This is a genomic window from Phytoactinopolyspora limicola, from assembly GCF_011320225.1.
Taxonomy (GTDB): Bacteria; Actinomycetota; Actinomycetes; order Jiangellales; family Jiangellaceae; genus Phytoactinopolyspora; species Phytoactinopolyspora limicola.
On record NZ_JAAOEN010000010.1, the window covers coordinates 87,492 to 106,511 of the forward strand.

Genomic DNA, 19,020 nt, shown 5'->3' on the forward strand with positions numbered 1-19,020 from the left:
GGACATGTTCGCGGAGCCCGTTCCGGGATTGCGCGCCGAAACGGTTGCTGGGGTAGCCGCGCGGCGGCTCGTCGTCGTCGGCAACGGCATGGTGGGGCAGCGACTGGTTGACGCGGTGCGGGAGCGCGACACCGAACAGCGATGGCAGATCACGGTGGTCGGCGAAGAGCCACGTCCGGCGTACGACCGGGTGGCGCTCACGTCCTACCTGACCGGCACCAGCGCCGAGGAGCTGAGCCTGGTGTCGGAGGACTGTTACGACGGCGAACGTTGTGTCCTGCACCTTGGTGAGCCCGCCGTGGCTATCGACCGCGACACCAGGACGGTCACGACCGCCACCGGGCGGGTTGTCGAGTACGACGCGTTGGTCCTCGCCACCGGTTCCCGGCCGTTTGTCCCGCCCGTGCCGGGGGCCGACCTGGACGGCTGCTTCGTGTACCGCACCATCGACGACCTGGACGCCATCCGGGAGCGCGCCGCCAGTGCCCGGGTCGGTGCGGTTGTCGGGGGCGGGTTGCTCGGCCTGGAGGCGGCCAACGCGCTGCGATCGTTAGGGGTGGAGACCCACGTCGTTGAGTTCGCGCCCCGGCTCATGCCAGCCCAAGTGGATCAGGGTGGCGGCGAGATGCTCCGGCGGGCCGTGGAATCGCTGGGCCTCGACGTGCACGTAGACACCGCGACGGAACAGCTCACCGCGCTGGACGACGGGCGGCTGCGGATGAACTTCGCGGGCGGCGTCGTATTGGATGTTGACCTGGTGGTGTTCTCCGCCGGTATCCGGCCCAGGGATGAACTGGCCCGTACGTGTGGCCTGGACCTTGGCGAACGAGGGGGCGTCCAGGTCGACGACGCGTGCCGCACCGCGGACCCCGCCATTTGGGCTATCGGGGAATGTGCCCTGGCCGGTGGCACGATTTATGGCCTGGTGGCCCCCGGCTACGAGATGGCCGAGGTGGTCGCCGACCGGCTGGTGGGCGGTACGGCGGCGTTCACCGATTGCGACACCTCGACCAAACTGAAACTGCTCGGCGTGGACGTGGCCAGTTTCGGGGACGCCCATGGCGCCACCCCGGGGGCGTTGGACGTGGTCTACGCCGACCCGGTGGCCGGCGTCTACAAGAAGCTCGTCCTCACCGACGACGCGTCTACCGTCCTTGGCGGGGTCCTGGTCGGCGACGCGTCGTCATACGCCGCGCTGCGCACCCTCGTCGGCCAGCCACTGCCGGACACTCCAGAGCAACTGCTCATGGCCGGGCCGTCGACGTCGTCACTGGACGATGCCGCCCAGGTCTGCACCTGCCAGAACGTCAGCGCCGGTGCCATCCGTACCGCCATCGCCGACGACGGGTGCTGTGACGTCGCTTCAGTCAAGACGTGCACCAAGGCCGGCACGGTGTGCGGGAGTTGTGTGCCGCTGATCAAGACACTGCTGGCCCAGTCGGGTGTTGAGGCAAGCACCGCATTGTGTGAACACTTCGACCTGAGCCGAGCCGAACTGTTCGACGCGATCCGGGTGACCGGGCTGCGCAGCTTCAGTGACATCGTCGCCGGACACGGCCGCGGCCGTGGCTGCGACATCTGCAAACCGGTTGTGGCGTCGATCTTGGCCAGCTTGGGATCTGGGCACATCTTGGACGGTGAACAGGCCGCGCTGCAGGACACGAATGACCACTTCCTGGCCAACCTGCAGCGCAACGGCACGTATTCGGTGGTGCCGCGGATTCCAGGTGGCGAGCTGACCCCGGAGAAGCTGATCGTCATCGGTGAGGTGGCCCGCGACTTCGGCCTCTACACCAAGATCACTGGTGGGCAACGGATCGACCTGTTCGGCGCCCGGGTTGAACAGTTGCCCATCATCTGGCGGCGACTCGTGGACGCCGGATTCGAATCCGGCCACGCGTACGGCAAGGCGCTGCGCACGGTGAAATCCTGTGTGGGGTCGACGTGGTGTCGCTACGGCGTGCAGGACTCGACGTCGCTGGCGATCATGCTGGAGCTGCGTTACCGCGGATTGCGCTCACCGCACAAGATCAAGGCGGGGGTGTCGGGATGTGCGCGAGAATGCGCCGAGGCACGTGGCAAGGACTTCGGCATCATCGCCAGCGACTGCGGCTGGAATCTCTACCTGGGCGGCAACGGCGGGTTCAACCCGCGCCATGCCCAGCTGTTCGCGTCCGACCTGGACACTGATGAGCTGGTCCGGCTCATCGACCGGTTCTTGATGTTTTACGTACGCACCGCCGACCGGCTGCAGCGCACGTCGGCGTGGCTGGAAGCACTCAACGACGAACACGGCGACGGGTTGGCGTACCTGCGCCGGGTCATCGTCGACGACGAGCTCGGTATCTGCGCCGACCTCGACGCGGCCATGGACACCCATGTGGACACCTACGCCGATGAGTGGGCGGCGGTCTTGGACGACGACGAGAAACTCCGCCGGTTCGTCTCTTTCGTCAACGCTCCAGATGTCCCGGACCCGAGTATCCGATTCGTCACCGAACGCGAACAGATCCGCCCGGCGGACCCGGACCCGGACCCGGACCCGGACCCGGACCCGGCTACCGGGCCGGTGCCGATCGCGGGTGCCCAATTGGAGGTGGTGCGCCGATGATGCCGGACTCGCTAGCCCCGGTGTCGGACGTCCTGCAACGCGTGGCCCCCGACACTCGCGGCGCAGGACGCAACGGGTGGGTGGACGTCTGCGGTTACGACGCGTTGTCCCTGGAGCGCGGTGCGGCAGCCCTCGTAGGCGGAGTGCAGATAGCGTTGTTTCGCACGTACGACGGCGGCATCTACGCCATCTCCAACCGGGACCCGTTCTCCGGCGCCTACGTGTTGGCCAGGGGTATTGTCGGCAACCGGGGTGAGGCGCCGACGGTGTCGTCGCCGATGCACAAACAGGTCTTCGACCTGCGGACCGGGCGCTGCCTGGATGATCCGGACGTTGCGGTCATGGTTTACCGCGTCCGGGTGACACACGGCCGGGTCGAGGTCTACACCGGCTCGGAGGCAGCAGCGTGACCGCCGCGCCACTGGCCGGTTTCACCGTCGCGCTGACCGCGGCCCGGCGCCGCGAGGAGCTGGGCAACCTGCTGGAACGCCGCGGGGCACGAGTGATCCAGGCACCGGCGATCCGGATTGTTCCCCTGGACGACGACGCCGATCTGCTGGCCGCGACCCAGGCCTGTATCGAGACTCCCCCGGACATCGCAGTCGCGACCACCGGGATCGGGTTCCGCGGATGGATGGAAGCCGCCGACGGCTGGGGCCTGGGTGAGGTGTTGCTGGCCCGGCTCACCTCGGCGACGCTGTTGGCTCGTGGGCCCAAGGCGCGCGGCGCGATCCGGGCGGCCGGCCTGGTGGACGATTGGTCGCCAGCATCGGAGTCCTCCGCCGAAGTGCTCGAATACCTCCTAGAGCGGGACCTGACCGGCGTCCGGGTGGCCGTGCAACTACACGGAGAACCGCTGCCGGACTTCACCGATGCGCTAGTAGCGGCAGGAGCGACGGTGGTGGCGGTGCCGGTATACCAGTGGACACCACCGGACGACACCGCGCCGCTGGCCCGGGTTGTTGACGCCGTAGTGCACCGAACGGTGGACTGTGTCGTCTTCACCAGCGCCCCGGCCGTGGCGAGCTTCCTGGCTCTGGCGGGTCAGAAGGGTGTTGTGGACGACGTTCTCGCGGCTTTCCGCGATGGGGTGGTGCCAGCATGTGTTGGCCCGGTTACTGCCGGCCACCTCGAACGCCTCGGGGTGATCACCGTACAGCCACGGCGGGCCCGCCTCGGCGCCCTCGTCCGCGAGATCGTCGGGGAGCTACCGGCGAGTTGCCGCATCATTCGGGCCGCCGGTCACGAAATCCAGCTACGCGGACACGCGGTGCTGGTGGACGGAGCGGTGCGGGAGTTGCCGCCGGCCTCGATGGCGGTGTTACGGGCATTGGTGCGACGGCCGGGGGTGGTGGTTCGCCGATCGGATCTGCTCAGTGTGCTGCCCGGCGGTGGCAGTGATGAACACGCCGTGGAGATGGCGATCACCCGCCTGCGTGGTGTGCTGGGAAGCAAGATAATCCAGACCGTCGTTAAACGTGGGTATCGCCTTGCCCACGAACCCGAGTCGACCGGTGAGAAGTACGGCATAGAGGTTCCCCGGCCGGGTGCCGTGTCGGACGAGGGCAACGTCGGACGTCCTGCGACGCGTGGTCCCTGACGCTCGCGGTGCAGGACGCTACGGACGAGGGCAACGTCGGACGTCCTGCGACGCGTGGTCCCTGACGCTCGCGGTGCAGGACGCTACGGCTGGGTGGACTATGGTGGCCGGTGGCTTGGTGACGACTAGACGGGGACGGTGAGTTGCGACGTGGTGGCACAACACGCGCTCGTCGCGACGGCTCACGGGACGCGTGATCCCGACGGTCCCGTTGTGCTCGAGCACCTACTCGACGAGGTAAGACGACACCTCCCAGACGTACCTGTGCGGATCGCCTACGTCGACGTGATCGAGCCGATGCTGGACGAGGTACTCGCCGAGTTGCCCGGGACACCGGTAGTGGTACCGATGTTCTTGGCCTCGGGTTATCACGTGCGAGTGGACGTTCCTGAAGCGGTGGCCGCTACCGGACATGTGGCGGTCGTCACTCCGGCGCTCGGGCCGGACGATGCAGTGGTCGCCGCGGTGGCCGACCGGTTACGTGAGGCGGCGCGGGGCGAGCTACCCGACGCGGTTGTCCTCGCCGCCGCGGGGTCATCGGACAACGACGCGCTCGCTGAGGTGGAGGTAGCCGCCACCAAGCTGGCTGCCGTGCTGCGGCGAGACGTCGTAGCTGGTTACATCACAACCGCGGCGCCCACGGTGGCCGAGGCGGTTGCGTCCTTGCGGTCGGCGGGATTCCAGCGGGTTGGTGTGGCGTCATATCTGCTGGCACCGGGGTTGTTCCTTCGCCGTTTGGACGACGTCGGCGCCGACGTCGTCGCACCCCCGATCGGGGTCCATCCGGCCGTCGTCGACCTCATCGTCACCCGCTACCGGGAAGCCGCCGCCGGACGCTGAGAGCGGGGCGCTGAGAGCGGGGCGCTGAGAGCGGGGCGCTGAGAGCGGGGCGCTGAGAGCGGGGCGCTGACCCCGTCCGCCGGCGGGGCCGAAAACGCCTTGCGGCGACCCACTCGCCGGCCAGATGATGCCTGCAGACTGGGCGCGCCGCCCAGGCCTACACATCGGCGCGTACCTCCGAACGTGGGAAGCAGGGAGACGAATGAACCAGGTACCGACCCAGTCGACTGTGCCGCCGGCCTTACGTATCCAGTGTCTGTGTGTCGACACTCGGGACCCGAGCCGGATCGCCGACTTCTGGCAGGCAGCGCTCGGCTGGCGGCGGACGTATGACGAGCCGGACGAGGTGGTCCTCGAACCCGCTGCCGGCAGCCCCGAAGACGGCATCTCCCCAGACCTGCTGTTCTTGCGGGTTCCGGAGGAGAAGAGCACCAAGAACCGGCTCCACCTCGACCTACGCCCCACCGACCAGGATCGTGAGGTCAACCGGCTGATCGACCTCGGGGCCACCCGGGTGTCGGTCGGGCAGGCCGACGACGTGTCGTGGGTCGTGCTGGCCGACCCGGACGGGAACGAGTTCTGTGTGCTCAAGCCCCTGCCGACGGGCTGACCGCCGAGGCACGCCAGACACTGCCGGACGAGCCGTCCACGATCACGATCACCAGGGGCCGACGGTGAGGTGTAGCTGTCAGGCCGGTGTGGCGGCGCCGACCAGGTACGTTGCAGCCTCGTCGCCGGGGCCGCGATCACCGGACACCACATCGGCGAGCACGATGGTGATGTTGTCGGGACCACCGCCGGCTAATGCCAGCTGGACGAGCCGGTCGGCGACCTCATCGAGCGCACCGCCGCCCCCGAGGACATCCCTGATGTCGTCGTCGGTTGCCACGTCGGTCAGGCCATCGCTGCACACGAGGATCCGATCACCAGGCTCGACGTGGACGAACTCGAGGTCTGGTTCGGTGGGATTCTCGCCCTGCAGCACCTTGGTGACCACTGACCGGGCCGGATGTACCCGCGCTTCGGCCGGCGTGATCTGTTCGTCGTCGACAAGTGTCTGCACGAACGTATGGTCCCGAGTGAGCTGAGTGAGGGTGTCGCCGCGCAGAAGATACGCACGTGAGTCGCCGATGTGTCCGAGAGCGACCTGGCCGTTGCCGGTGACCGGCCCGAGGATCACCGTGGCGGTGGTACCCATCCCCTCCCGTTCGGGAGACTCGGCGACCAGCCGTCTGATGCGGTTGTTGGCGTGTGTGAACAGGTCCGCCAACTGCTCCAGCGCCGGTGCGGGCACTCCGGCGCCGACCGCTCTGGAGAACTCCGCCACCGCCGCTTGGCTGGCGATCTCGCCAGCTGCGTGCCCACCCATCCCATCAGCCACCGCCAGGACATCTGGCCCGGCCACCGCGGAGTCTTCGTTGCCCTCCCGACCGAGCCCCACGTCCGAGCGCGCCACATAGCGCAAGTGCATGGGAACACACTAATGCCACATGTCCCAGACGGGACACGGCACATAGTGCCCCTGCGGGGGAAGTTTCCGGCAAGAGATTTCCCACGCAGGGGCACTGGTGCGACACGCTGGTGCGACACACCAGCTCAGATCTTGCGTAGCCGGATCCTCTGGACGGCATGGCTGGAGTCTTTCGTGAGCACCAGCTTGGCTCGGCTGCGGGTGGGCTGGATGTTCCGGTCCAGGTTCGGTCCGTTGATGCTGTCCCATAGGTGCGCCGCGCGGGCGACGGCGGCGTCGTGGTCGAGATCGGCGTACCGGTGGAAATACGACTCCGGCCGGCGGAACGCGGTTTCTCGCAGCCGGAGGAACCGGTCGATGTACCAGTCGCGGATGTGCTCCTGGGCCGCATCGAGATAGATGGAGAAGTCGAAGAAATCGCTCACCGCGAGCCCGGCCACGCCGTTGCCCCGAGGGCGGGCCGGCTGCAAAACGTTGAGCCCCTCGATGAGCACGATGTCTGGCCGGCGCACGACGACTTCTTCATCGGGTACGACGTCGTAGGTCAGGTGTGAGTACGACGGTGCACGGACCTCAGCGGCCCCCGATTTTACCGACGCGACGAAGCGCAGGAGTGCTCGGCGGTCGTACGACTCCGGGAAACCTTTGCGTTGCAGCAACTGGCGGCGTTCCAGCTCGGCGTTGGGCAGCAGGAAACCGTCCGTGGTGATCAATTCCACCTGGGGGTGCTCGGGCCAGCGGGCCAGCAGCAGCCGTAGCAGCCGGGCCGTCGTGGATTTGCCGACTGCCACGGAACCGGCGATGCCGATCACGTAGGGCGTGCGCTCGGGGAACGAACCCAGGAACGTCGTCGTCGCCTCGTGCAGCCCAGCGGTGCCCCGTACGTGCAGGTTGAGCAGCCGAGAAAGGGGCAGGTAGATGTCGCTGACCTCGTCGAGGTCGACCTCGTCGCCCAGGCCGCGCAGCTCTTCCAGCTCGTCACCCGTGAGCGGCAGCGGCGTCTGGTTGCGCAGCTGAGACCATTCGGTCCTACTCAGGTCGACGAACGGCGAGGGGGCAGCCCCGGCGGCTGGTCCGGAGTTGACGTCGTGTTCGGCCATAACCCGCCTATTGTGCGCATGGTCCTGGCGCGGCGGTAGCAGAGGTCCGGGTCTGGCTGGGTTGCCGGGCCCGCGGCGGCTACGCTGGCTCGGGTGTGCGGAATCGTGGGATACACAGGCGGTCAGCAGGCCATCAGCGTTGTGCTCGAAGGGCTGCGTAGGCTCGAATACCGGGGTTATGACTCCGCTGGGGTCGCGGTCGTCGCCGACGGTGCGCTCGCATCGTTGAAGCGTGCGGGCAAGCTGGCCAACCTGGAGAAGGCGCTCGACGAGACACCGCTAGCGTCGGCCACCACCGGCCTCGGCCATACCCGGTGGGCCACCCACGGCCCGCCCACCAACCGCAACGCCCACCCTCACCTTGACCAGGCCGGCCGGGTCGCGGTGATCCACAACGGCATCATCGAGAACTTCGCTCGGCTGCGCGCGGAGTTGGAGGCCGACGGCGTCGCTTTCGTCTCCGACACCGACACCGAAGTCGTGGCACACATGCTGGCCTCCGAGGTGGCGGCCGGGTCTGGGCTGGCCGACGCGATGCGTGCCGTCTGCCGCCGGTTGGCCGGAGCCTTCACCCTGGTGGCCGTCCACGCTGACGCTCCCGACCGGGTCGTCGCCGCTCGGCGCAACTCGCCCCTCGTCGTCGGCGTTGGCGACGGTGAGAACTTTCTCGCCTCCGACGTCTCGGCCTTCATCGCACACACCCGGGAAGCGCTGGAGATCGACGACGACCACGTGGTCGAGATCACCCCGGACACCGTCGTTGTCACCGACACCGACGGAGCGCAGGTGCCCGTACGTGGGTATCACGTCGACTGGGACGCCTCGGCGGCGGAGAAAGACGGCTACGACTACTTCATGCTCAAGGAGATCGCCGAGCAGCCCAAGGCGGTCGCCAACACCCTGCTGGGCCGGATCGGGACCGGAGGAAAGCTGTCTCTCGACCAGATGCGCCTGTCCGACGAGGAGCTGCGCGAGGTCGAGAAGGTCGTCGTCATCGCCTGCGGCACCGCGTACCATGCCGGGCTGGTAGCCAAATACGCCATCGAACACTGGACCCGCATCCCCTGTGAGGTCGAGCTGGCCAGTGAGTTCCGGTACCGCGACCCCGTCGTCGGCCGGCGCACCCTCGTCATCGCGATCAGCCAGTCCGGCGAGACCATGGACACCCTGATGGCGCTGCGTTACGCCCGCCAGCAGGGGGCGCGGGTACTGGCCATCTGCAACACCAACGGCTCCACCATCCCACGCGAGTCCGACGCCGTCCTCTACACCTATGCCGGCCCCGAAGTCGCGGTGGCCTCTACCAAGGCGTTCCTCACCCAGCTCATCGCCTGCTACCTGGTGGGTTTGTACCTGGGGCAGGTCCGAGGCACCAAGTGGGGCGACGAGATCCAGGCCGTGGTCCGCGACCTGTCCGACCTCCCGTCCAAGGTCGACCAGGTGCTGGAGACGATGGAGCCGGTACGTGCCCTGGCCCGGGAGCTGTCGACCGCGACGTCGGTGTTGTTCGTCGGCCGGCATGTCGGTTTCCCGGTGGCTTTGGAAGGTGCGCTTAAGCTCAAAGAGCTCGCCTACATGCACGCCGAGGGTTTTGCCGCCGCCGAGCTCAAACACGGTCCGATCGCGTTGATCGAGGACGGGGTGCCCGTCGTTGTTGTGGTGCCATCGCCCCGCGGCCGGTCCGTCCTGCACGACAAGATCGTCAGCAACATTCAGGAGATCCGGGCTCGAGGGGCGCGGACCATCGTCATCGCCGAAGAGGGTGACGACGCCGTCGAACCGTATGCCGACCACATCGTGCGGGTGCCGGCCTGTCCGACGCTGCTCCAGCCGGTGGTGGCTACCGTGCCGCTCCAGGTGTTCGCCTGCGAGATGGCCAGCGCACGCGGATTCGACGTCGACCAGCCACGCAACTTGGCCAAGAGCGTCACCGTCGAGTGAGCCGCTGAGTGCGGTACCGCACGCGACGGTGCCCCGTGCGGTTCAGGCGGGGTTGGTAACAGCCACCACGGCGAGCACAAACGCGGTGCCGACGAGCGCCACCATGAGGAGGGCATGCCGGCGTAGCTGGGTTCGGTGCGCCGGGCGTTCGCTCGGTAGGGCGAAGACCCGGCGGGGCCAGAGCCGCCATGAGACCCGGGTGAAGACGGCCGCGGCAGCCACGACCAGCACCCCCTCGACACCCAGCAGCCAGCCCGCCGCCGTAGACAACTCGCCGGTGGCCGCCAGCGGGATGCCGGTGCCGACGACGGCGACGAGGATCGCCAGCACCGGGGTGCGGTTGCCCGCGCCGAGTACGGTGAGGAACTCCTCGTGGGTGTCGTCGTCGGTGAAGAACCGCGCCGCTCTCGGCTGCACGATCACCAGGCTGTACAGCATGGCCCCCAGCCAGACGGCGAGAAGCCCCAGGTGGATGACGGCCAGCGCGGATGTGACCACGCGCCGATGATAGCCCCGCCCGCTCCCTCACCTATCCGGCGTGACAACCGGAGTCGGCGCGGGGTGAGCCGGCGCACCATTAGTCTGGGGTGGTGATCGTTGGCGTGGGGATCGACGTCGTGGACATCGCGCGGTTCGCTGAGACGCTGGAGCGGACTCCCGCGCTGGCCGACCGGGTGTTCACCCCGGACGAGCGTCAGCGCACCGTGGCATCCCAGGCGGCCCGGTTCGCCGCCAAGGAAGCGTTGGCCAAAGCGCTCGGAGCCCCGGCCGGGCTGCACTGGCACGACGCCGAGGTGGTCCGGGACGACGCCGGCCGGCCGTGGTTCAGCGTCCGCGGCACCGTGCAGCGGCGCTGCGTCCAACTCGGGGTACAGCGAGTACACCTGTCGTTGTCCCACGACGCCGGTGTGGCATCGGCGATGGTGGTGCTGGAGGGCGACGGCTCCGGAACTCCCGCCGGCCCAGCTACCGTCGTACCGGCCACAGTCTCACCAGCCACGGTCGAGCCGTCCAGCGTCGAGCCGTCCAGCGTCGGTGACCACCTGGAAGGAGAAGCCACGACGTGATTGGAGCCCATAGCGTCGCCGACGTCCGCGCTGCCGAGGCCGCCCTCATGGCGACCCTTCCCGATGGTGCGCTGATGCAGCGGGCCGCGGCCGGCCTGGCAGCTGTGTGTGCCGGTGTCCTGGGCGGCCCGTACGGGGCCAGGGTCGCCCTGCTGGTCGGCGGTGGTGACAACGGCGGCGACGCCTTGTGGGCGGGAGCGCGGCTGGCGCGACGCGGCGCGCGGGTCGACGCGGTGCTGCTCCGGCACGACCGCGTACACACCGCGGGGATGGCTGCCTTCATACAGGCCGGCGGCCGGGTGGTCTCGGAACCGGGCCGCCCGTCGACGCCGGACGCGGACCAAGCCATCCAGCGAGCCGACCTCGTCATCGACGGCATAGTGGGTATCGGTGGTAGCGGCGGGTTGCGGCCCGAGGCCGCCCGGCTGGCCGAGATGGCCAGCGCCCAGGCCGGGCTCGTCGTCGCCGTGGACCTGCCCAGCGGCGTCGAACCCGACAGCGGAGAGGTGTCCGGCCCAGCGGTGCGTGCCGACGTCACGGTGACGTTCGGCACCCACAAGATCGCCTTGGTGGTTGATCCCGCGGCGGAGCTGGCCGGCCATGTTGAATTCGTCGACATCGGGCTGGCGCCGTACCTGCCGGAGCCGGCTGTCGAGGTTTTGGAACCCGCGGATGTGTCGGTCCTATTGCCGCGGTCCGGGCGAAACTCGGACAAGTACCGGCGTGGTGTGCTGGGGTTGCTGGCCGGCTCGACGCGCTATCGCGGTGCAGCTGTACTGGCGGCCGGGGCGGCGGTGCAGGGTGGCGCCGGGATGGTCCGACTCGCTGGGCCGAGCGACGTGACCAGTATGGTGCTGGCTCGCTGGCCGGAGATCGTGGCCAGCGCCGACGTCGAGAACACCGGTCGGGTGCAGGCATGGGCCGTGGGCTCGGGGCTCGGTGACGACCGTGGCGAAGAGATCGCGGCGACTCTGGAGTCAGGGCTGCCGGTGCTGGTCGACGCGGACGCGTTGCGTCATCTGCCGTCGCCCTTGACCTCGCCGGCGTTGCTCACCCCACACGCCGGCGAGTTGGCCCGGATGGTGGGTGCACAGCGCTCCGACGTCGAAGCGCGTCGGTTCCATCATGCGCGTGAGGCCGCCCGTCGGTGGGCCGCCACGGTGTTGCTCAAAGGGTCCACCACCCTCATCGTCGGGCCAGATGGGAGAGCCCGCGCGAACCCGACCGGTACACCGGCGCTGGCTACCGCCGGATCGGGTGACGTACTCGCTGGTCTGGCCGGCGCGTTGCTCGCCGCCGGGCTGGATCCGCTGGACGCCGGGAGTGTCGCGGCGTATATCCATGGCCAGGCGGGTCGGGCCGCGGCGGCTGCGGTCGGTGCGCCCGGTGCGAGTTCTGTGCTCGACGCGTTGCCTGGTGTGCTCGCCACGTTCGTCCCACCTCCCTCCCCATGATCATGAACACTTTGCCGTGCGATAGCACGGCAAAGTGTTCATGATCATGGGGAGGGAGGTGGGAGAATCGACATCGTGGACGAACACGCTGGGGGACCCGTGCCGCACGCGCAGGTCCGCGTCGATCTCTCTGCCATCCGGGACAACGTGCGCGAGCTGAACATCCGGACCGGCGCCGCCGAGGTGATGGCGGTGGTGAAAGCCGACGCCTACGGGCACGGCCTGGTCCCCGCGGCGCGGGCCGCACAGGCCGGCGGTGCCACCTGGCTCGGCACGGCGGTGCTGGGCGAGGCGCTGGCCCTGCGTGCCGCCGGTGTCACCGGGCGGCTGATGGCGTGGCTCTGTGCCCCTGGGGAGCGTTGGGCCGACGCGTTGGCCGCCGACGTCGACGTCTCGGCGTCGGCCCCGTGGGCAGTGGCGGAGATCGCTGCCGCCGCCCGGGAGACCGGCCGGACCGCCCGCCTGCACCTGAAGGTCGACACCGGGTTGGGTCGCGGTGGTGCGCCGCGGGCCGAGTGGACGACCCTCGTCGACACCGCCCTCAAGGCTCAGGCCGACGGTTTGGTGAACGTCGTCGGGTTGTGGTCGCACTTCGCCATCGCCGATGCCCCGGAGCATCCGGTCAACACGGCGCAGGTAGCGGCTTTCCGGGCCGCGCTGGCCGCCGCCGAGGCGAGGGGAGCCCGCCCGGAGGTACGCCACCTCGCTAACTCGGCCGCCACCCTGATGGCGCCGCAATCACATTTCGACCTGGTCCGCACCGGCCTGGCCACGTATGGGTTGTCGCCGGTGCCCGACGCCGTCCGTCCCGACGAGGTCGGCCTGCGCCCAGCCATGTCGGTCCGGGCCCGGCTGGCGCTGGTCAAGCGGGTACCAGCCGGACACGGCGTGTCCTACGGCCACTTCTACGTCACCGACCGTGAGACGACGCTGGCACTCGTACCGCTGGGGTATGCCGACGGGGTGCCGCGGCACGGTTCCGGTGGCGACGGCGGCCCCGGAGCACCGGTGCTGGTAGGCGGCCGGATTCGGCAGGTCGCCGGGCGGGTGTGTATGGACCAGTTCGTCGTCGACGTCGGGGACGACGACGTCCGCGCCGGCGACGAGGTCGTCCTGTTCGGCGACGCGGCCGGCGAACCCACCGCACAGGACTGGGCGCGGGCGTGCCGCACCATCTCGTACGAGATCGTCACCCGGTTCGCGCCCCGACTGCCGCGCACCTACGTGGGTGAGGAGCCCCAACGGTGAGCCGACTGGTGGCGGTGGGCAAGACGCTGGGGTCGGTCGGCGCCGTCGTGGGTGTAGCGGCTGCTGGCGCGGCCGTGGGCTTCGCCGCCGAGCGCTATGTCATGGGCCGGTCCTTACGTAAGGACGACCCCTACGCCGACGAGCCGTTCGGATCGTTGCGAGGCACCTCGCGGATCGTCGTCGCCGACGACGGTGCGCCGTTGTACGTCGAGGTGGACGAACCCGCCGAACCCACCGACCTCACCGTGGTGTTCAGCCACGGCTACGCCCTGACCCAGGACTCGTGGCACTTTCAACGCCGTGACCTGCGGGGGCGGGCCCGGCTCGTGTTCTGGGACCAGCGTCGTCATGGCCGGTCGGGGGGAACGGCCGGGCCCGACGGCAACGAGACCACCGTCGACGTCAACACCCGTCGGGAGCAGCCGCGCCAGCAGGTAGTCCGGGAACGGCTCGCCGCCGACCTCGCGGCGGTCATCGACGCCACCGCACCGTCCGGTCCGGTGATCCTGGTCGGGCACTCGATGGGCGGGATGACCATGCTGGCTCTGGCGTTGGAGCGGCCGGACCTGTTCGGTGAGTCGGTTCGCGGTTTCGCGCTGATCGCCACCAGCGCCGAGGGTATGAACGGCTCAACTTTCGGGTTGCCGGCTCCACTCGGGCGGCTGGCGACCCGCTCCGCACCTGGACTGGTGGCCGCCCTGGCCCGCCGCCCGGAGCTGGTGGAACGCGGCCGCCGGGCCGGCAGTGATCTCGGGTACGTCGTCACCCGCCGGTACTCGTTCAGCAAACGTGGTTCCCCGGCGTTGGTCGAGTTCACCGCGGCCATGAACGCGGCCACGCCGGTGCCGGTGCTGGCTGAGTTCTTACCCGTGGTGTGGGGTATCGACGCCCATGACGCGTTGCCGGTTTTGGCTGGTCTACCGGGTCTCGTCGTCGCGGCGGACCACGATCACCTAACTCCGCTCAAACACGGCCGCGCCATTGCCGACGCGTTGCCGCAAGCTGAGTATGTCGAGGTGGCCGATGCCGGGCACATGGTGTTGCTGGAACGGCACGACGTCGTCACCGATCACCTGGAGGTGCTGATCGAACGGGTCCGGCGGGGTGCCGGATCCACCACGAAACGGACGACGGCTACCCGTATCACCTCCATCGATCCGGCCCGGGGGAGTCGTTCATGATCGAACTCGACGTGGCCACCGCGGCCGAGATGTCTGCCCTGGGCCGACGGTTAGGGCCACTGCTACGCGCCGGTGACCTCGTCCTGCTCGGTGGTGGGCTTGGGGCCGGCAAGACGACGTTCACCCAGGGACTCGGCGAGGGCCTCGGTGTGCGCGGGCCGATCACCTCGCCGACGTTCATGATCGCCCGGGTGCACCCATCCCTACACGGCGGTGTGCCGCTGGTGCATGTCGATGCCTACCGGCTCGGCGGGTGGGACGAGTTGGAAGACCTCGATCTGGAGGCCACTCTCGACGAGGCGGTCACCGTGGTCGAATGGGGCGAAGGTCTCGCCGAAGGCCTGGCCGGGGAGCGTTTGGAGATTCACATCGAGCGGTCGATCGACGGGAGCGACCCCGGCCGCACACCGGACGTCGTCGAGCCAGGTGCCGTCGAGCCGGGTGAGGTCGTCGACCCACGTCGGGTACGTGTCGTGGCGGTAGGCGAGCGCTGGGCATCGGTGCGGCTCGACCCGATGCTGTCGCCCTGACCTGCTATCAAGGGGTGATGACTTCCCTCGACGAGCAGCTCGTCAGCGGCGCCGAGATCCTCGACGCCGACCTGAGCGGGCGTGACCTCCGAGCCCAGCTGGCAGCTGTGCTCGATCAGCCACGGACGTTCCGCCGGTGCAACTTCGCGGAGGCGGACCTGTCCAAGGCCTGGCTGGTTGGTGCCACCTTCGACAACTGCCGCGCCGACGGTGCCACGTTCACCGCCGCTCAGCTCGACGAGGCCATGTGGAGCGGGGGATCCGCGGCGAAAGCGTCGTTTACCCGAGCCGACCTCGCCGACGCGCAGTTCGTCGGGGTCGATCTCGCCAACACCCGGTGGACCGGGTCCATGGTGGCTGGGGTGCAGTTCACTGGCTGCCGCATGGTGGGGGCCCGCCTTGACGAGGTGCGGGGAATCGGCTGCCGGTTCGCCCGGTGCAACCTGATGTTGGCGTCGTTGGCTGGGCTGAGCCTGCGCGGGCAGACGTTGGATGGGCTGCGGCTCGACGACGCCGTGCTCGCCGGCGCCGACCTTCGGGACACGGTATGGGTCGACTCCCGGCTACGTGGTGCGGAGTTACGGGCGGCGGAGTTCGCCGGGGCAGACCTACGCGGCGCCGACCTCGGCGAGTTTCCGCTGCCAGATGCGTATCGGCTGGCTGGAGCCGTCATCTCGGCAGATCAGGCGGCCGCCATGCTCGCCCAGGTTGGTCTCGTCGTCGACGAATAACCGCGAGGCACGCTCCCAGTCCGCTTCGTCAGCCCGCATCATGGGCTGTGGTCATCCTTTCAGGCCGGTCAGCTTGATGCCTTCGATGAGACGTCGTTGGAGTACGAAGAAGAGGATCAAGGTGGGGAGTATCGCCACGGTCGAGGCAGCCATGATCAGCTCGAACCGCGTACCGCGTTCCCCGCTGAACTGCTGCATGCCGAGCTGGACGACGTAGAGGTCTCGGTCATGGGTGACGATCAACGGCCACAGGAATCTGTTCCAGTTGGCGAGAAAGAAGAAGATACCCAGGGCCGCGAGAATCGGCCGCGACAACGGCAGCACGATCCGCGTGTAGACCCGGATCAAGCTAGCGCCGTCGACGATGGCCGCCTCCTCCAGCTCCCTGGGCAGACCCAAGTAGAACTGACGGAGCAGGAAGATACCGAACGCGTGCGGGATCATCGGGATGATCAACGCCCAGTACGTGTCCACCCAGCCCAGCTGGTCGACCACGATGAACAGCGGGATCAGGATGACGGTGAACGGGATCATCAACGTCGCCAGAATGCTGACGAAGATGACGTTGCGGCCGGGAAAGTCGAGCCGGGCCAGCGAATAGGCGGCCATCGAGTGGAACACCAAGGACAACACGGTCACCGTCGTGGCGACGAACGCCGAGTTCACCATGTAGCGCCCGAACGGGATCTGCCGGAACACCTCGGCGAAGTTCGACCAATGCAACGTCTCCGGAATCAGCGTTGGCGGGCTGGCCAGGACCTCAGCCTGGCTCTTCAACGCACTCGACAACATCCACAGCAATGGGCCGGCGAAGAACACGAAGGCCATCAGGGCCAGGACGTAGAGCACGACGCGCTGGCCGAGCTGCCCGGCGCTGCGCCGACGGCGGCGTCGGGCCGGCGGGACGCCGCGGGCTGGCACGACGCCGGGTTGGGTGGCCGGAGCCGAGGCACGGTTAGTCATGTGACTCCTCCCGGAAGATCCGCAGCTGGATCAGAGAGAAGATGAGGATCACCACGAACAGGGCAATGGCCAGGGCCGACGCGTATCCGAGGTCGAGGAACCGGAACGCGGTCTCGTAGATGTAGTACACCGCGGTGGTGGTAGCACCCGCCGGTCCGCCCTGCGTCAGGACGAACACTTCGTCGAACATCTGCAGAGCACTGATAAACGAGATGATCAATACGAACACGCTGGTCCGCTTCAGCAGCGGCAGCGTCACGCTGAGGAACTGGCGCCACCCGCCGGCACCGTCGACCCTGGCCGCCTCGTAGTACACCCGCGGGATGTCCTGGAGCCCGGCCAGGAAGAGGATCATGCTGTAGCCGATGCCTTGCCACAACCCGACCATGATCACCGAGACCAGGGCTAGCCGGGTCGAACCGAGCCAGGGCTGCGGGTCCACCCCGAACATGCCGATGACGGCGTTGACCGCGCCGGCCGGGTTCTGCAGCATGAACCCCCAGATCACCGACGCGACGACCAACGACACCATGAACGGGGCGAAGAACGCGGTACGCCATACCCCGGTGAGCCGGATCCCCGAGTTGACCAATATCGCCAAGCCGAGTGAGAGACAGAACAGCAGCGGCACGAACGTGAACGTGTAGATCGCGGTGATCCGCAACGAGTCGAGGAACCGGGTGTCGTCGAGCAGCCGCTCGTAGTTCTGGGTGCCGATCCACTCCCGATCGCCGATCCCCGACCAGTCGTGGAACGAGATGTAGAACGCGCCGAGGATCGGCAGCACCACGAACACCGCCATGAGCAACCCGTCGGGCAGCAGGAAGCCGTACCCGACCAGGCGGTGTTGCCCTCGTCGCGTCCGCCACCACGCCGGCGGGCGCGGTTCGGTGCGGGCGGCCATCAGGTCTCGGCGTTCAGCGGGGCGCCGTCGTAGGTGTCGAGGAATGCGTCGATCTGGTCTGCTGCCAGAGCCGCGGCGTCGTCGCCGCTGGCGCCGCGGAACATCGCCGCCTCGAGGCCGTCGCCGACCGCCCGCACCACCCGGTCCGGGTAACGGGGTTCGGCCCGCGCCGTCGGCAGGATCTGCTCGGTGAACGCGCGGTGCGGGTCGGCGTCGAACACGTCGGCGCACGCCTCGTTGACCGCGTGCCGGGGTGAGTACTTGGAGCCGAGCCGGCAGGCCCAGTCCTCGCTGAAGTCGTCATTGGCCACCCAGAGCCACTCGGTGAAGGCTTTGGCCGCCTCGATGTGGGAACTGCCGGCATTGATCATCTGTGTCCAGCCGCCGTAGACCGTCACCGGCTCGCCGCCCTGCGGGGCCGGGATAGGGACGATGCCGAACGGGACGTCGTCATACAGGTTCTGCAGGATGGAGATGGCCCAGAAACCACAGACCTGCATGGCGGTTTCGCCCCGCCCCAGCGGGCCAGGGTTGTTGGTGCCCTCCTCGGTGCGCTCCGGTGCGAAGCCGCGGGTCACCAACTGGCCCCACAGATCGAACGCCGAGGCGGCCTCCGGGGTACGCAGCGCGGAGGCGGTGGATTCGGCGTTGACTACCTCCCCGCCCGCGCTCCATAGGAACGGATACCAGGTGAAGTTCTGATACGGACCGGTGCCCGTCTCGATGACGACACCGTGTCGTCCACCCCCGGTCAGCTCCTCCGCGGCGGCAACGAGGTCGTCCCATGTTCGCGGCGGATCGATGCCGGCGTCCGCCAAGTGGTCGAGCCGGTAGAACAGGCCGACCGGCTCCATCTCGAACGGCAGCGACATCATCTGGCCGTCCACCGTGACCGCCGCGATCGACGGCTCGTTGTACTCCGTGGGGTCGACGATGTCGCCGATCGGCGCCGCAACACCCTGGTTGACATAGTCGATGAACGCACCGGGGCTGATCCAGAAGATGTCCGGTCCGCGGTTCGCCGCGAACGCCGTGGTCAGCGTCGTCGTCGTGTAGTCCTCGAAAGGAAAGGTCTCGAACTGCACCTGGACGTCCGGGTTCTCGTCGTTCCAGACGTCGATGGCTTCCTCGATGCGCGGGTCGGCACCGTCGTCGGCGGCGTTGAACTTCCAGAACCGCAGCGTGACCGGTCCGCCGTCGCCGCCGTCGTCCCCGCCACAGCCGGCGAGCAGTGCCCCCAGTGCGCCCAGCGAGGCGCTACCGGCCAGGGTGTTCCGTGTGAAGTCACGGCGGGTCAGCGGTCGGCCGCCGGCGCGGCTTCGGTGAGCGCTCATGCGGAGATGCTCCCTTCGGGAAGATCGGAATGTGATGATCGAGTC

17 protein-coding genes and 1 pseudogene are annotated in these 19,020 nt (G+C 68.4%); 12 read left to right on the forward strand and 6 right to left on the reverse strand.

What is annotated here, in order from left to right; all coding sequences use genetic code 11:
- Nucleotides 1-4 precede the first annotated feature (4 nt).
- The 5 genes from nirB to G8760_RS20785 all read left to right on the forward strand — a co-directional run bounded on the left by nirB (nt 5) and on the right by G8760_RS20785 (nt 5,661).
- Complete coding sequence (gene nirB, locus G8760_RS20765; RefSeq protein WP_166354837.1) at nt 5-2,611, forward strand: nitrite reductase large subunit NirB; 2,607 nt, start codon at nt 5-7, stop codon at nt 2,609-2,611.
- A complete protein-coding gene (nirD, locus tag G8760_RS20770; protein ID WP_166354735.1) occupies nt 2,608-3,021 on the forward strand; it encodes a nitrite reductase small subunit NirD in 414 nt (137 codons plus the stop codon). The genes nirB and nirD overlap by 4 nt, the downstream gene beginning before the upstream one ends.
- Nucleotides 3,018-4,211: a uroporphyrinogen-III synthase gene (locus G8760_RS20775; RefSeq protein ID WP_166354736.1), complete on the forward strand. Its 1,194-nt coding sequence runs from the start codon at nt 3,018-3,020 to the stop codon at nt 4,209-4,211. The genes nirD and G8760_RS20775 overlap by 4 nt, the downstream gene beginning before the upstream one ends.
- A gap of 153 nt (nt 4,212-4,364) precedes the next feature.
- On the forward strand, nt 4,365-5,051 hold the full coding sequence (locus tag G8760_RS20780; protein WP_166354838.1) for a sirohydrochlorin chelatase: 687 nt from the start codon (nt 4,365-4,367) through the stop codon (nt 5,049-5,051).
- Nucleotides 5,052-5,253: 202 nt separating this feature from the next.
- The gene (locus G8760_RS20785; protein ID WP_166354737.1) at nt 5,254-5,661 is read left to right on the forward strand and encodes a VOC family protein; all 408 of its coding nucleotides are present in this window, start codon (nt 5,254-5,256) and stop codon (nt 5,659-5,661) included.
- A 78-nt stretch (nt 5,662-5,739) separates the two neighbouring features.
- Here the strand turns inward: G8760_RS20785 and G8760_RS20790 are convergent, their stop codons facing one another.
- Together G8760_RS20790 and coaA are read right to left on the reverse strand one after the other, a co-directional pair.
- Entirely contained in the window at nt 5,740-6,522 is a 783-nt protein-coding gene (locus G8760_RS20790; RefSeq protein ID WP_166354738.1) for a PP2C family protein-serine/threonine phosphatase, read from the reverse strand.
- A 125-nt stretch (nt 6,523-6,647) separates the two neighbouring features.
- A complete protein-coding gene (gene coaA, locus G8760_RS20795) occupies nt 6,648-7,622 on the reverse strand; it encodes a type I pantothenate kinase (protein WP_166354739.1) in 975 nt (324 codons plus the stop codon).
- Nucleotides 7,623-7,715: 93 nt separating this feature from the next.
- On the opposite strand from coaA, the gene glmS reads away from it, so the two are divergent.
- Nucleotides 7,716-9,563: a glutamine--fructose-6-phosphate transaminase (isomerizing) gene (glmS, locus tag G8760_RS20800; protein ID WP_166354740.1), complete on the forward strand. Its 1,848-nt coding sequence runs from the start codon at nt 7,716-7,718 to the stop codon at nt 9,561-9,563.
- Between the two features lie 42 nt (nt 9,564-9,605).
- Here the strand turns inward: glmS and G8760_RS20805 are convergent, their stop codons facing one another.
- The gene (locus tag G8760_RS20805; RefSeq protein ID WP_166354741.1) at nt 9,606-10,061 is read right to left on the reverse strand and encodes a hypothetical protein; all 456 of its coding nucleotides are present in this window, start codon (nt 10,059-10,061) and stop codon (nt 9,606-9,608) included.
- 92 nt (nt 10,062-10,153) lie between these two features.
- Between G8760_RS20805 and G8760_RS20810 the strand changes: the two are divergent.
- The 6 genes and pseudogenes from G8760_RS20810 to G8760_RS20835 all read left to right on the forward strand — a co-directional run.
- Nucleotides 10,154-10,501, forward strand: a pseudogene (locus tag G8760_RS20810) (holo-ACP synthase); the annotation flags it as partial.
- A gap of 125 nt (nt 10,502-10,626) precedes the next feature.
- Nucleotides 10,627-12,084: an NAD(P)H-hydrate dehydratase gene (locus G8760_RS20815; RefSeq protein ID WP_246222634.1), complete on the forward strand. Its 1,458-nt coding sequence runs from the start codon at nt 10,627-10,629 to the stop codon at nt 12,082-12,084.
- 75 nt (nt 12,085-12,159) lie between these two features.
- A complete protein-coding gene (alr, locus tag G8760_RS20820) occupies nt 12,160-13,332 on the forward strand; it encodes an alanine racemase (RefSeq protein ID WP_166354743.1) in 1,173 nt (390 codons plus the stop codon).
- Complete coding sequence (locus G8760_RS20825) at nt 13,329-14,513, forward strand: alpha/beta fold hydrolase (RefSeq protein ID WP_207782552.1); 1,185 nt, start codon at nt 13,329-13,331, stop codon at nt 14,511-14,513. The genes alr and G8760_RS20825 overlap by 4 nt, the downstream gene beginning before the upstream one ends.
- A complete protein-coding gene (gene tsaE / locus G8760_RS20830) occupies nt 14,510-15,043 on the forward strand; it encodes a tRNA (adenosine(37)-N6)-threonylcarbamoyltransferase complex ATPase subunit type 1 TsaE (RefSeq protein WP_166354744.1) in 534 nt (177 codons plus the stop codon). The genes G8760_RS20825 and tsaE overlap by 4 nt, the downstream gene beginning before the upstream one ends.
- A 17-nt stretch (nt 15,044-15,060) precedes the next feature.
- On the forward strand, nt 15,061-15,774 hold the full coding sequence (locus G8760_RS20835) for a pentapeptide repeat-containing protein (protein WP_166354745.1): 714 nt from the start codon (nt 15,061-15,063) through the stop codon (nt 15,772-15,774).
- A gap of 51 nt (nt 15,775-15,825) precedes the next feature.
- On the opposite strand, the gene G8760_RS20840 is transcribed toward G8760_RS20835, so the two are convergent.
- The 3 genes from G8760_RS20840 to G8760_RS20850 are packed head-to-tail and all read right to left on the reverse strand — an operon-like array spanning nt 15,826 to nt 18,975.
- The gene (locus G8760_RS20840; protein WP_166354746.1) at nt 15,826-16,737 is read right to left on the reverse strand and encodes a carbohydrate ABC transporter permease; all 912 of its coding nucleotides are present in this window, start codon (nt 16,735-16,737) and stop codon (nt 15,826-15,828) included.
- The gene (locus tag G8760_RS20845; RefSeq protein WP_166354747.1) at nt 16,730-17,641 is read right to left on the reverse strand and encodes a carbohydrate ABC transporter permease; all 912 of its coding nucleotides are present in this window, start codon (nt 17,639-17,641) and stop codon (nt 16,730-16,732) included. The genes G8760_RS20840 and G8760_RS20845 overlap by 8 nt, the downstream gene beginning before the upstream one ends.
- Nucleotides 17,641-18,975 carry an ABC transporter substrate-binding protein gene (locus G8760_RS20850; RefSeq protein WP_166354748.1) on the reverse strand — a complete coding sequence of 445 codons (1,335 nt, stop codon included), beginning with the start codon at nt 18,973-18,975 and terminating at the stop codon, nt 17,641-17,643. Before G8760_RS20850 ends, G8760_RS20845 begins: the two co-directional genes overlap by 1 nt.
- Between the last annotated feature and the right edge of the window lie 45 nt (nt 18,976-19,020).